Source organism: Rhizobium nepotum 39/7, assembly GCF_000949865.1.
GTDB classification, from domain to species: domain Bacteria; phylum Pseudomonadota; class Alphaproteobacteria; order Rhizobiales; family Rhizobiaceae; genus Agrobacterium; species Agrobacterium nepotum.
Window position 1 is genome coordinate 72919 of sequence record NZ_JWJH01000010.1, and the last position, 13007, is coordinate 85925.

Below are 13007 nucleotides of genomic sequence, written 5' to 3' on the forward strand. Positions count from 1 at the left end.
GAACATGTTTACCAGACGTGAAGTTGGAAGTCTCATTCTTGCGGCAGGCGCAGCCACGGTCGCGGGTCGCGTGCCGATCGCCCATGCCCAACAACGACCGACACTCAATATTGCCGTTGATAACCTCTGGGCTACCATGGCCCCGATCAACGGCATCTCCACGACCTCTCGCCGTATCTTCCCGAATTTCTACGATACGCTCGTAGAGCGGGATTACATCAATGATGAAAACGGGCTGATCTTCGCTCCCAAGCTTGCCACGAAATGGGAGCAGAACGGAAATATCTGGACATTTACCCTGCGCGAGGGCGTGAAATTCCATGATGGCAGCGAAATGACGGCAGAAGACGCAGTCTTCACTCTGTCCCCGGAACGCTTATGGGGCGAAAAACCCTTCGAGCCGCGCGGCAAGACATTCACGGCCGGTTTCAAGCGCGTCGAGGCAACCGGAAAATATACGTTTGAAATCGAGACGGCCACGCCAGATCCAAATATCCCGAGCAAGCTCACCGGTTACGTCGGCTTCGTCGTGCCAAAGAAATACTATCTGGAAGTGGGCGTGGATGCCTTCGGCCAGAAACCCATTGGGACCGGCCCATACAAGGTCGAGACGTTCCGTTCCGGCGAGGTAATGGTGCTGGATGCATTCGATGATTATTGGGACGGCCCACCACCGGTGCAGAAGATCAACTGGAAGATCGTGCCGGAATTCGCAGCCCGCATGGCGGGTCTGGTATCCAGGGAGTTCGACTTCATCGTCAACATTCCGACGGACCAGGAAGCCACGCTCGAGGGATATGCGGGCGTGACGCTGAAGCGCGTGCTTGCTGACAATTATCCGGCGCTGGCTTTTAACACCCGGCCGGATCCCGTCGATAATCCGCTGGTCGACCCGAACCTGCGTTATGCGATGGTACAGGCCATCGACATGAACGCGATTGTCCAGGCCCTTTTCAATGGCACAACGGAACATCCGGCAGTGCCTTTCAACTTCAAGGAATATGGCAAGTTCTACGATCCGAACCTGCCCGTAAAACTGCCTTATGATGTGGAAGCAGCCAAGGCGCTCGTCGCCAAGACGAAATACAAGGGCGAGACGCTGATCTGGCACATAACGCGTCAGTTCTATCCGAACTATGAAGCCGCTGCCGAGATCATGATCGAACAATGGCGCGAAATCGGCGTCAATGTTCAGGCGCAGGTTCTTGACAATTTCGAACTGGTCTATCGCCGTCCGTACCACATGATGAACATGTCCATGAGCTCCGACTTCATTCCGGGCGACCCATATCAGCCGCTCTGGCTCGATTGGGGTCCGACGGCATCGCGCTCGACGGCGACCTGGAAAACCTGGGATCCGACGCCTGAATTCGTCGAACTCGGCAAAAAATTCGATGCGGCAACTGATTTCGAAGAGCGCAAGAAGGCTTATCTCGCCCTGTCGGATGAATGGCAGCGCGTTACGCCTGGCTACTATTTGTGGAAGAGCGTCTATAATTGCGCACACCGCGCGGGCATCGAGTTCCGTTACAAACCGAACGGCGAAATGCGCATCTATGGCGATTACTTCAAGTTCGTATGATGGCTCACATGCGCAAGAATGCCCTCAAGGATATGACGTTCGCGGAGTTTCGCGAGCGTCTTCCTGAAAAACCGGTGATCCTGCTGCCGTTCGGCAGTCAGGAAGAGCAGGGGCCGCATGCCCCCATGGGCGATTTCATGCTGACGGAAGCGATTGCGTTGAAAGTCGCCGTCGCATCGGGCGCCATCGCGGCCCCAACCGTTCCCTTCGGTTACGCCGATTTTTTCAAGACTATTCCCGGCGGTATCCAGTTGCGGCCATCGACGTTTTCGGCAGTCGTGGAGGACACGATCAATGCGTTTCTGGACCATGGTATCGAACATCTTCTGATCCTGAACGGTCACACCACAAACGCGCCGCTGATAGATCATGCCGTACGCCGCATTCGCACGGAAACCGGTGTGTCGGTAGCGTCCATCAATCTTTGGCAGTCCATACCTGAGTCTCTCTGGCTGGAATTGCATGGTCCGGCCTGGGCAGCGGCACGGGGTCACGGTGGCGATCCGCTGACCTCCGTCTATATGCATCTCTTTCCCGATCTGATGCGAATGGACCTGAGCAAGCCGCCCGGCCGCGCCAGGGCATTCGGGCTGCCAACCGGCGGCGTCAACAATGTGCAGTTCGAAGGAATGCCCGTTCATCTGCCGCTGAATTGCGATGAGGTGAATGCCGATGGCATGCTGGGTGGCGATCCGGTTCTGGCAAGTGCCGAAAACGGTCGACGTATTGTCGAGCATATCGTCGGGTTCTGCAGCCGCTTCGTCGAGCATATGCGTGGGTGGGACATGCGCTCGCCCTCTCCCAAAAATCAAAAGGCGAACTGATCATGAGTGACGTGCGGCTGTCGATCGAACATCTCAGGGTCCCCCTGCCGCAAGGCGCAGATCGCGGTTTTGCCGTGGAGGATTTGTCGCTGTCGATCGCCAAGGGCGAAATCCTTTGCATTGTCGGTGAGTCCGGCTCAGGCAAATCCTTGACGGCACTCGCCGCTATGGGTCTTTTGCCACGCAATCTCGGACAGCCGAGCGGCGAAGTCATGTTCGAGGGCAAGAACCTCCTGACGATCGACGACACCACGCGGCGCGGCATAACCGGCCGCAGCATCGCCATGATCTTTCAGGAGCCGACGGCGGCGCTCAACCCCATCTTCAGGATTGGCGAACAGGTGTCGGAGGCGTTCCGGGTTCACACGTCGCTGTCTAAGGCTGAGATCAAGGAGCGGGTCATCAAGCTGTTTCAGGAAGTGCATCTGCCGAACCCTGAACAGCTTTTCTATTCCTATCCCCATCAGCTATCCGGCGGACAATGCCAGCGCGTCATGATTGCTACGGCACTGGCGCTCGATCCGGCGGTGCTGATCGCAGATGAGCCGACGACCGCGCTCGATGTGACCACACAGGCGCAGATCCTCAAGTTGATGCTGGAATTACGTGAACGGCACGACACGGGCATCATTTTCATCACTCATGATTTCGGCGTGGTCGCAGAAATTGCGGATCGCGTTGCCGTCATGCAGAAAGGCAAGCTCGTTGAAATCGGCACCCGGGATGAGGTCCTCAATCATCCGCAGCAGGACTATACAAAACGCCTGCTGGCGGCCGTGCCGACGCTGACGCCGAGGAAAGAAAGGCAAGGGCTTGGCTCGCCTGTCCTCATTGCCAGGAATATCATCAAGACATTTTCACTTAAAGGCGTGTTGGGTTCCGGTCGGGTCGTCAAGGCCGTTGACGATGTCGATATCACCATTCGCCGCGGTGAAACGCTGGGGCTGGTTGGTGAGTCCGGCTCCGGCAAGTCTACACTGGCGCAATGTGTCATCCGTCTCGTCCAGCCGGAAAGTGGCGATATCGTCATCTCGGATGGAGACTTTTCTGGTCTGCGCGGCAAGGCGCTGCGTGAAGCGCGCCGCAAGGTGCAGATCGTCTTTCAGGACCCCTATACCGCACTCGATCCGCGCCAGCGTATAGGCGATGCCATTGCAGAAGGGCCGATTGTCCATGGTCTTGACGCCAGGGCGGCCATGGCGCGGGCGCTCGATCTGCTGGAAGCCTGCGGGCTTGACCGGGCGTCGGCGACACGCTTCCCACATGAGTTTTCCGGCGGACAGAGGCAGCGCATCTGCATTGCACGGGCTCTTGCGGTAGAACCGGAACTGCTCATCGCTGATGAATCCGTTTCCGCGCTCGATGTCTCGGTGCAGGCGCAGGTCCTGGAGCTTCTCGCCAAAATGCAGGAACGGCTCGGTTTCGGCATTCTGTTCATCACCCACGATCTGCGTGTCGCGAGCCAGATTTGCGACAATATCGCAGTGATGCGTCACGGCCGCATCGTGGAGCGCGGTGACCCGGCCTCGTTGTTCGGCGCACCAAAGGACGCTTACACAAGAGAATTGCTCGCCGCAGTTCCGGGCAAGGGCTGGCAACACAAGCCCGCCTTGCAGGACGCCGGCAAATTCCCAAAGGAAACTCCATGAAAAAATACCATATCGGCACTCAGCCTGCGCAGATCGATCCTGATCTGCGCGCCAGATTTGAATTGGTCGAAGTCGCCACCATCGGGCATTTTCGCCATCGCGGCTTTGTGCACCACGCCATTACGCCGGTTGTTGAAGTCGGGCGCACATTGGTCGGCACTGCCGTTACCGTCGCCATTCCGGCGACGGATTCGACGCTGCTTCACCATGCCGTCTCCGTCATTCGCCCCGGTGATTTCCTGTTCGTGGACCGGCTGGGCGATGACCGTCACGCCTGTATAGGCGGCGGTGTTGCCTTTGCCATCAAAACGGCAGGTGCGGTCGGTGTCGTTATCGATGGGCCGTGCACGGATGTCGAGGAAATCATCGAACTCGGCATGCCATTATGGTCGCGGGGTGTTTCCGGCATAACCACGCGATTGAACGATCTTGGTGGCTCGCTTAACCTTCCTATTTCCTGCGGCAACGTGCCCGTCATGCCTGGAGACGTCGTGATTGCCGATGCCAGTGGTGTTCTTGTCATCCCGGTGGATGAGGCCGGGGACGTGTTGCAGGAGGCAGAGGCCAGACAGGCGAGGGCCGGGCGCAACAAGGGCAAGATCGAGGCCGGCGAGAAGCTGGGTGATCTTTCGGGTGCAAGCCGGATGGTGGCTGCTGCGCTGGAGGCCAAATGATGGTGAACCCGCAATTCAATGATCTGCGTGTCGAGCGCAGCACCACACGCAAGACCGCCGGTGTCAGCCCACGCGGGGTCGTAACCTCTCAGCATTACGTTGCGGCCGAAGCCGGTGCGGCAGTTCTTCGGGCCGGAGGCAACGCTGTCGACGCGGCTGTGACGGCGGCATTCACGCTTCAGACCGTCGAGCCATGGATGACCAGCCTTGCCGCATGTGGATACATGCTGGTGGCGCAGCCGGATGGCACCGTTGAGACGATCGAGTTCACCGGTCGCGTTCCATCGTCTTTCGATGCTGATTTCTACAGGCCTGACCCCAGTATCAAGACCTTCATCGGTCATCCGGCATCCGTGGAAAACCGCAATGTTGATGGCTTTACGGCTGCGGTCGTGCCCGGTTGCGTACGTGGTTTTGCGCAGGCGTTGAAGCGCCACGGAACGATCGGTTTCGATGCAGCCCTTCAACCCGCAATCGAGCGGGCGCGCAAGGGTCTCGTCGTGGATTGGCATACGACACTTGCTATTGCCATTGCCGCCTCCGGTCTTGCCAAGGATGAAGGTGCTCGTTCCATCTTTCTTCCCGATGGCTACCCGCCTGAGCCGGGAACGGTGCTGCCCCTGACGGCGCTTGTCGAAACGCTCGAAACTCTGGCGAGCGAAGGTCCTGATGCTCTTTATGGCGGCTCCATCGGAAAACGTCTGGTCGCCGATATGCAGGCTGGCGGAAGTTTCATGACGGTTGAGGATCTTGCAGCCTATGAACCGCTGATCTATCCCGCACGCAGCATGCCGCTGCAGGACAAGACCGTTTATGTGGCGGGGGAAACGAGCGCGGGACAACGCCTGTGCGATGCGCTCGCCTATTTCGACCAAAAACGCGGCGTCGGCCCCGTCGATGCCGGTTTCTTCACGACTATGTCGCAGGCCCTGTGGGAAGCTTTCGGTGCCCACCGCCGCAGGCTCAACCCGGCAGAAACGACGAACAAGACCAGCACGACCCAGGTCAACGCCGTGGACGGCGAAGGGCGGATGGTGGCCATCACCTTCACGCTGCTCAACCGCTTCGGTGCCCGCGCGCTTTCGCCTTCGACTGGCATATTGCTCAACAACGGCATGTCCTGGTTCGATCCCACGCCGGGCCGGGCCAATTCTTTGAAACCCAACGCCTATGCGCCCAGCAATATGTGTCCTGTTATCGTGACCGATGCCGATGGCACCTTCGCCGCCTACGGTGCTGCCGGCGGCAACCAGATCGTGCCATCTCTGGCACAACTCACGGGCATGATCATCCATGCAGGCCTGGATGTGGAAGAAGCCATGAACATGCCGCGCATGACGACCGGACCGCACAGCGACATCATCGTCAATGTCGATATGCCCGCTGATTACATCGAGGCACTGGCGCAGATTGCGAAGGTCAGGCCTGCGGCGCAGGTCGTTTTTCCAAGACCCTTCGCGGCGCCGGGCATGATTGGCAGGCGCGGCGACAGCTTCATCGGCATGGCTGACACGACTTACCCCGCCGCTTATGCTGCCACGGCGTAACAGGACCATCTCATGACAGAATTTTCCGTTACTCCTCTCGATATCGAGGGTGTCCTGTCCGTCATCCCGGCAAGCGCGCCTGCCATACCCTTGGTCTTTGATTCCCCGCACAGCGGCCTTGTCATCCCGGATGACTTCGAGCGAGTAGCATCGGATGAGATGGTGCTGGTGGCATCCGATACCTATGTCGATGATTTGTTTGACTTTGCTCCAGCCATCGGAGCGCCCTTGCTTCTGGCGCACTTCCCACGCAGTTTTCTCGACCTCAATCGCTCCCTGCAGGATGTCGATCTGGAACTCGTTGTCGGGCAGTGGCCCTACGCGGTGCGCGATAGCGCGTCTGCGCGGCGCGGCATGGGTTTAACCTGGCGTTTCGCCTGGGGTGATCAACCCATGTATGGCCGCCAGCTGAGTGTCAAAGAGCTTGAGGATCGTATCGATACCTATTGGCGTCCATATCATCGGGAGCTGGTTCGCCTGCTCGATAAAACCTATGACACCTTCGGGCGCGTCTACCATATCAACTGCCACTCGATGCCAGCCGTTGGCCACGTCCTGTCTCCCGATCCGGCAGGCACGATCCGTAAAGACATCGTCGTCGGCGACTATGACGGAGCAAGCAGCGAGCCCGAGTTTGTGCAATTGGTAATCAGCACGTTGGAAAGCTTCGGCTACTCGGTCTCTCGCAACGTGCCTTTTCGGGGAGCCGAGCTTGTATCCGCTTACAGCGCGCCTGCGAAAAATCGCCACAGCATCCAGATCGAACTCAATCGAAAACTCTACATGGACGAAGTCACTCGAGAGAAAAATGCCGGTTACGGTGAGCTCAAGGCAAATCTAGGCAAGCTCGGCGCGACCCTCCGAGCCTTTCTTTCCACTTGAAGGGCCAGGCTACCGCTTGAGTGCTGCGGTCATCATTTCCACAAAAGCCGAGACTTTCGGGGGACGGAAGCGCGCGGCTGGGTAGACTGTGTATACGCCGCCGGAAGGTAAGCGCCAATCCGGCAGAGCATGGATCAGGCGTCCGCTTGCCAAATCGGCTGCCGCGAGAAAATCCGGCAAGACAGACAGTCCGCCGCCTTGCCTTACGGCCTCCATCACCGCTGGAGTGGTATTGATTGCGATATCGGACTTCAGACGTACTGTCTGTATCTCGCTTTCGTCGCGTGTGAAGGTCCATCCCAGAGGCTCCCGCAGCGCATTATTGGCGACGAAAGGCAGCGATGTCAGGTCGGTCGGCTCGCTTAATTCGGCTATTTCGTCTGCAAGCTGAGGTGGACCGACCAGATATTGCCGAAACGAGCCGATCCGTCGCGCCTGCATGCTGGAGTCAGCGAGCCAGCCGACGCGGACAGCAAGGTCCATGTTGTCGGCGACCAGATCGACCGTCTTGTCGCTGAGGTTCAGCTCCACCTTGCAATCCGGATAGCGAGACGCGAACGCGGTCACCACAGGTACCACGACCGAGGTGCCATAGTCGTAGGGTGCCGTGACCCTGAGCAGGCCTTGGGGTTCAGTCCGGGCCTGAGCCAGTTCTCCCAGCGCATCTTCCGCCTCACGCAGGATCGACACGCATCGTGCATGAAACATCCGCCCCGCCTCCGTCGGCTGCAGCCGTCGTGTCGTGCGCATCAGCAATGTCGTGCCGACATCCTTTTCCAGCCTCGCCACCTGCTGGCTGACCACCGCCTTGGTAATGCCGAGATAGTCGGCGGCCCGGGTGAACGATCCGGCATCAACGACGGCGACGAAGTAAGCGAGCCGATTGAGATTTGTTGCCGCCTGCATGGAGGGCACTCCGATTGATTGTCAGCTTTTAGCATATAGTTTGTAGCGTTTGTTAGTCTTCCCGATTTAATCCTGCCATGCCATCTATTGTGTCACACGGAGTGAGCACATGAGCGGCAATTCCAAAATCACCTGTCTTTTCGGTCCCCTCTGCGGCTGGCGCTACGGCGCGCCGAATGATCGCGATTTCGTCTTTTCAAGGCCCGACGCCTGACGCCGGACACTGACGATTTACAGGCAAGCTACACGATCAGGCTCACGACCCGCACGCGAAACAACGAGACCAGAATCTTCGATCAAACCTTCAGGAGACAGCCATGCTGACAAGGAGAACCATCATGAAAACTACCATCGCCGCAGGTGCCGCCGCCGTTTTCGCTCCTGCAGGGCTTGGCCATGCAGCCGGGACCCTGACCTGGAAGCATTTCCCCGCCGGACAGAACGGCTTTTTCCGGGCTCCCGTTCTGGTATCCGGCGCGACGGAAGCGGTGCTGATCGATGGCGGCTTCACGCTTCCCGACGGCAAGGCCGTCGCGGACGCGATCAAGGCGACCGGCAAGACGCTTACGACCATCTATATCAGCCAGTCCGACCCGGACTACTATTTCAGCCTCGGTCCGATCAAGGCTGCTTTCCCTGATGCCAAGGTGCTTGCCGCCACGGCCACGGTTGAGGCCATCAAGGGCAGCGTCGAGAAAAAGCTTGCCGTCTGGGGACCGCAGCTCAAGGAAAATGGCCCGCAGACATTGGCTGATGTCATCATTCCGGAAGTCTTCGCGGGCAGCACATTGACAGTCGACGGCGAGACGATCGAAATCGTTGATGCGGAGGGACTTCCCAACCGGCGCTACCTCTTCGTTCCGTCTCTGAATGCGGTCTTCGGCGGTGTTCTGATTTTCAACGGCGTCCATGTCTGGACTGCGGACACGAACAGCCCCGAACTGCGGGCCGCCTGGGTCGCCAATCTCGAAAAGATTGCAGCGCGCAAGCCGGCAATTGTCGTTGCCGGCCATATGGCTCCCGATGTGCCGACCGACCTTTCCGGCGTCGAGCACACCATCGCCTATCTGAAAGGCTTTGATGAGGAGTTGGCCAAAACCAAGGACTCGGCCGTGCTCAAGGCTGCCATGGAAGCGCGCTTCCCGGGCCTCGGCATGGGCGTCGCGCTCGATATCGGTTCTAAAGTCGCGACCGGCGAAATGAAGTGGGGCTGATCCGTCATGGGCGCCAATCTCGACCTCATCCGATCTACCTATGAGGGCTCATCGGAAGACAACGGTCGCAATCTGCTTGCGGCCCTGGCTACCGATGCGACATGGACCGAAGCCGAAGGCTTCCCCTATGCCGGTACTTATACCGGCATAGACGCCATCATTGCCGGTGTCTTCCATAGGCTTGGTACCGAGTGGATCGGCTACCGTGCCGAAGCCCACACTTTTATGGAGGATGGCGATCGGGTCGCTGCATTCGGTGTCTACTCGGGCACCTACAAGGCCACGGGTAAGTCCATGACGGCCAGCTTTGCCCACCTCTATGTCGTTCGCGACGGCAAGATCGTCAGCATGGTACAGTATGTCGATAGCCATATGGTCGTGCAGGCCATTTAGCCAGACGGAGGCTCGGCATCGGGCACGACCGATAATGTGTGCTTGAGACATTTAAGCGCGAAACAGGAGCGGGAATGGCGCACGCCCTCGATCTTGTAAAGCTTGCGGCGCAGAAACTGCTCGTAGCCTGCGGTTCCCGCCACCGCGACCTTGATGAGGTAATCATATTCGCCGGTGGTCAGATAGGCTTCCAGCACCTCCGGAAGAGCGGCCATGGCTTCGCCGAAACGTTCCAGAACCTCATCGTCGTGACGCTCCAGCATGATCTCGATGATCACGGTCTCGGTGAGCCCCAGTTGAGCCTGATCGAGAATTGCGGTGTAGCCGCGAATGACGCCCTCATCTTCCAGCCGCTTGACGCGCTGCCAGCAAGGGCTGGGTGACAACCCCACCTTTTCCGATAGTTCCGCATTGCTCAGCCTGCCGTTTTCAAGCAGCGCGCGCAATATTTTACGGTCAATTCTGTCCAGCGGTTTCGCCATGCCGATCTCTCCTAAACATATTGCAAAAAAATCTGCCGCCCATGGGGCAGCACGCGAAAGAAGTGTCTTGTCGTTGACGCTTTGGCGGCACCATTCGAAAGCACCTTCGGCCAGGTTTTCAGTACCGTACTGCATGGTACAGGCAGCAAGGAGGAGCAGGCATGGCACCGATACCGCAACAGCATTTTCCAAGGCCAAGAACGCTGATACATCCCGGCATTTCTTCGCCGGTGCGCATCAACAGCCTGCGCTCGCCATCGGCGCGCCATGTGCGGCTGTTCATCGCGCCGGGTCGCAGCCTTTATGATGGTATCGTGCGGCCGTTGGCCGAAGACGGTATCGAAAACGCCTCCCTGACCCTTCTCGGCGGTTATTTCGACATTCTGTCCTATTGTGTAGCCCCGCCCGACCCGTCCGGTAATGCCGTCATTGCCTATACGAAACCCATCGATGCCGGTGCGGCCTGGCTGGTCTTCGGTAATGCGACGCTGGGGCGCAGCATGAAGGGCGAACCGATCGTTCACTGCCACGCGGCCATGCGTACCGCAGCGGGTGTGGTCAGGGGCGGCCATTTGCTGACGGAATCCTGCATTGTCGGAGAGGGCGGCCTTTCCGCACTTGTGACGTCACTCGACAGTTTTCTGCTGCAACAGTCTTTCGATCCGGAAACCAATATTCCCCTTCTTCAGCCAAAGAACCGCACGGAGCGCGTCGATGAACACGCATAACAATGTCGAAACCGGCTCCATGGGTCGCGTGGCCTATGCCCGCATCGCGCCCAATGAGGACCTGGTGCTTGGCGTCGAGAAACTTTGCCTGGCAGAGGGTTTTCGCAATGCCTTCGTGCGCGGCGCTCTGGGTAGCCTGGTGGACGCATGCCTTGGCACCCGCAGCGGTAATTTTCTGCAGATACGCGGTCCCGCCGTTGAAATCGTCTCGATTGCTGGCGAAGTGCGCGCCCAGCCCGATGGCTCGCTGCGCGCTGCGTTGACCGGTGTTGTCGCCGATACCGAAGGTGCGGTTTATGGCGGCCCATTCATCGCAGGCGCAAACCCCGTATGCATGACCTTCGAGGTGACGCTGGAGGAGTGGTTGCCGGCGGAAAAACCGCAAGCGGCGTGAGTTGCGGTAAGGTGGGGTGTTGAGTTGCGCAGCGTTACGAGCCGCCCGAGCGCAACTCATGCGGCTGCCTCTTTTCTCTCAGTCAGAAGCAGTTCAAAGGTGACGCAAACCGGATTTTTGCCGCGCACCAATCGCCCGCCGCTGATGTGACCGGTCAGATCGACCATCGCGATATCCAGTGCTGCGCCCTTGGCGGGACTGACGCGGCCATTGCGGATGAGGATTTCGCTGGCATAGGCGGTCAATGTCGTTCCGTCTTCGTAATCCGCGCCGATAAGGCTGCCGATACCGTTGACCTCGGCCACGGAAAGGCCGAACTGCGCGCAGGCCGCTTCAAGGGCAAGGCAGATGTCGGTATTCGGCCGCACCGTGCATAACAGTGCTCGCAGGCCTGCATGCTGGCGGTTGCGCGGTTGCGGGATGGGCTTGAAGAGCGGGAAATTCGTTTCCTCATCCTGTTGCGCATCGAGAATGGCGCCATCGAGAGCCAGCGCCTCAAGCTGCGTTTCTGCGGCAAATTCGGCCTCGAAAGGCAGCAGGTGCCCCATGGACAGGATACCTTCAGCGCTTGTCCACGAACCATGGCAATGCAGAAACGGCTGACCGTCACGCCGGCCGATATGCAGGCCGGCATCGACGATCGTACCATCAGGCATGGAAAAACTTTCGCTATACCATGCGGCATGGGTGTCATCGGGAGCGGCTGCTGGCATGACGTAACACAGCCGCTTCATAGACACGTTTTTCAGCCTGACATAACCGCCATCGAAACCCTGTTCTGCAAAGGCATCGGCAATCGCCTCGTTGACGCTCACGCCGGGCCTGACCGTCAGCGTGACCGGATGGGCGTGGCAGCCGACGACGCGAAAGCGTTCGGGCGTTTCCGGCCCCGGATGGACGATGCTGCGCGGGAGCTTCTCCGGGCTTGTCATCATACCGCGAGCCCGGCGGTAATGAAGCCGCCATCCACAGCCAGCACCTGACCGTTGACATAGCTGGCGTCATCCGAAACCAGAAAGGCCACGGCAGAGGCAATCTCGTCCGTGGTGCCATAGCGGCGCATGGGAACGCGGCTGTGCCACTGGTTACGAACGTTTTCCGTATGTACCGCCTGGGTCAGCGGTGTATCGACCGGGCCGGGAGCGACGGCATTGACGCGAATACCCGATTGCCCCAACTCGTTCGCCATCACCAGCGTCAGCAGATTGACGCCGCCCTTGGAGGCGCCATAAGCGCTGCGGCCACGATTGCCGCACATGCCGGAGACCGAGCTGATATTGACAATGGAGCCGGGAATATCGTGCTCCAGCCAGTAACGCGCTGCGGTGCGGGCCACCGCGAAACTGCCGATCAGGTTGACATCGACGATGCGCCGAAACTCTTCGACACTGGTGTCGACGGAAAGCTTGTCGGTGGCGATACCCGCGCAATTGACCACGGCCACCAGCCGCGATCCATCTTCGCTGTCGCCAGCCGTCAAGCCCGCAAAAGCCTGCTCTACCGAAGTCTCGTCCGCCACGTTGCAGACGACACCACGGCAGGCATCGATGCCGAGTTTCTCGCAGGCCTCATCCAGAGCCTGACGCTTGAGATCCAGCAACCATGGCTGCCAGCCACGCGCCATCAACAGCCGGGCCGTAGAAAAGCCGATGCCTGATGCGCCACCGGTGATAGCAACAGCCCCTTTTGTCTGTATCGCCTGCTGTGTCATACCGTCTCCTCCCGGTTATGT

General features: G+C 59.0%; 14 protein-coding genes. 10 read left to right on the top strand and 4 right to left on the bottom strand.

All coding sequences use genetic code 11. The features are described 5' to 3' along the window. Positions 1-4 precede the first annotated feature (4 nt). The 6 genes from RS75_RS12195 to RS75_RS12220 are packed head-to-tail and all read left to right on the top strand — an operon-like array spanning position 5 to position 7158. Positions 5-1582 carry an ABC transporter substrate-binding protein gene (locus tag RS75_RS12195; protein WP_045020747.1) on the top strand — a complete coding sequence of 526 codons (1578 nt, stop codon included), beginning with the start codon at positions 5-7 and terminating at the stop codon, positions 1580-1582. An 8-nt stretch (positions 1583-1590) separates the two neighbouring features. Then, positions 1591-2406, top strand: coding sequence for a creatininase family protein (locus RS75_RS12200; RefSeq protein ID WP_234704264.1), 816 nt, complete (start codon positions 1591-1593; stop codon positions 2404-2406). A 2-nt stretch (positions 2407-2408) separates the two neighbouring features. Further along, positions 2409-4055, top strand: coding sequence for an ABC transporter ATP-binding protein (locus RS75_RS12205; RefSeq protein WP_045020749.1), 1647 nt, complete (start codon positions 2409-2411; stop codon positions 4053-4055). After that, the gene (locus RS75_RS12210) at positions 4052-4729 is read left to right on the top strand and encodes an RraA family protein (RefSeq protein WP_045020751.1); all 678 of its coding nucleotides are present in this window, start codon (positions 4052-4054) and stop codon (positions 4727-4729) included. The genes RS75_RS12205 and RS75_RS12210 overlap by 4 nt, the downstream gene beginning before the upstream one ends. Beyond that, positions 4726-6276: a gamma-glutamyltransferase gene (locus tag RS75_RS12215; RefSeq protein WP_200893630.1), complete on the top strand. Its 1551-nt coding sequence runs from the start codon at positions 4726-4728 to the stop codon at positions 6274-6276. Before RS75_RS12210 ends, RS75_RS12215 begins: the two co-directional genes overlap by 4 nt. Before the next feature lie 12 nt (positions 6277-6288). Next, entirely contained in the window at positions 6289-7158 is an 870-nt protein-coding gene (locus tag RS75_RS12220) for an N-formylglutamate amidohydrolase (RefSeq protein WP_045020755.1), read from the top strand. Positions 7159-7167: 9 nt separating this feature from the next. Here the strand turns inward: RS75_RS12220 and RS75_RS12225 are convergent, their stop codons facing one another. Continuing rightward, a complete protein-coding gene (locus tag RS75_RS12225) occupies positions 7168-8064 on the bottom strand; it encodes a LysR family transcriptional regulator (RefSeq protein ID WP_045020757.1) in 897 nt (298 codons plus the stop codon). A gap of 317 nt (positions 8065-8381) precedes the next feature. Here RS75_RS12225 and RS75_RS12230 point away from each other — a divergent pair, with 317 nt between their 5' ends. Both RS75_RS12230 and RS75_RS12235 read left to right on the top strand, forming a co-directional pair. After that, positions 8382-9278 carry an MBL fold metallo-hydrolase gene (locus tag RS75_RS12230; protein ID WP_200893631.1) on the top strand — a complete coding sequence of 299 codons (897 nt, stop codon included), beginning with the start codon at positions 8382-8384 and terminating at the stop codon, positions 9276-9278. Positions 9279-9284: 6 nt separating this feature from the next. Continuing rightward, positions 9285-9671, top strand: a complete 387-nt coding sequence (locus RS75_RS12235; protein ID WP_045020761.1) for a nuclear transport factor 2 family protein — start codon at positions 9285-9287, stop codon at positions 9669-9671. Here RS75_RS12235 and RS75_RS12240 read toward each other — a convergent pair. Further along, positions 9668-10153: an Lrp/AsnC family transcriptional regulator gene (locus RS75_RS12240; RefSeq protein ID WP_045020763.1), complete on the bottom strand. Its 486-nt coding sequence runs from the start codon at positions 10151-10153 to the stop codon at positions 9668-9670. The two genes, RS75_RS12235 and RS75_RS12240, sit on opposite strands and share 4 nt — an antisense overlap. Before the next feature lie 161 nt (positions 10154-10314). Here RS75_RS12240 and RS75_RS12245 point away from each other — a divergent pair, with 161 nt between their 5' ends. Both RS75_RS12245 and RS75_RS12250 read left to right on the top strand, forming a co-directional pair. Then, positions 10315-10881: a PPC domain-containing DNA-binding protein gene (locus RS75_RS12245; protein WP_045020765.1), complete on the top strand. Its 567-nt coding sequence runs from the start codon at positions 10315-10317 to the stop codon at positions 10879-10881. Then, on the top strand, positions 10868-11275 hold the full coding sequence (locus RS75_RS12250; protein WP_045020767.1) for a PPC domain-containing DNA-binding protein: 408 nt from the start codon (positions 10868-10870) through the stop codon (positions 11273-11275). The genes RS75_RS12245 and RS75_RS12250 overlap by 14 nt, the downstream gene beginning before the upstream one ends. Positions 11276-11331: 56 nt before the next feature. On the opposite strand, the gene RS75_RS12255 is transcribed toward RS75_RS12250, so the two are convergent. Both RS75_RS12255 and RS75_RS12260 read right to left on the bottom strand, forming a co-directional pair. After that, the gene (locus tag RS75_RS12255) at positions 11332-12210 is read right to left on the bottom strand and encodes a PCC domain-containing protein (RefSeq protein WP_084686822.1); all 879 of its coding nucleotides are present in this window, start codon (positions 12208-12210) and stop codon (positions 11332-11334) included. Then, the gene (locus RS75_RS12260; protein WP_045020770.1) at positions 12207-12986 is read right to left on the bottom strand and encodes an SDR family NAD(P)-dependent oxidoreductase; all 780 of its coding nucleotides are present in this window, start codon (positions 12984-12986) and stop codon (positions 12207-12209) included. The genes RS75_RS12255 and RS75_RS12260 overlap by 4 nt, the downstream gene beginning before the upstream one ends. Between the last annotated feature and the right edge of the window lie 21 nt (positions 12987-13007).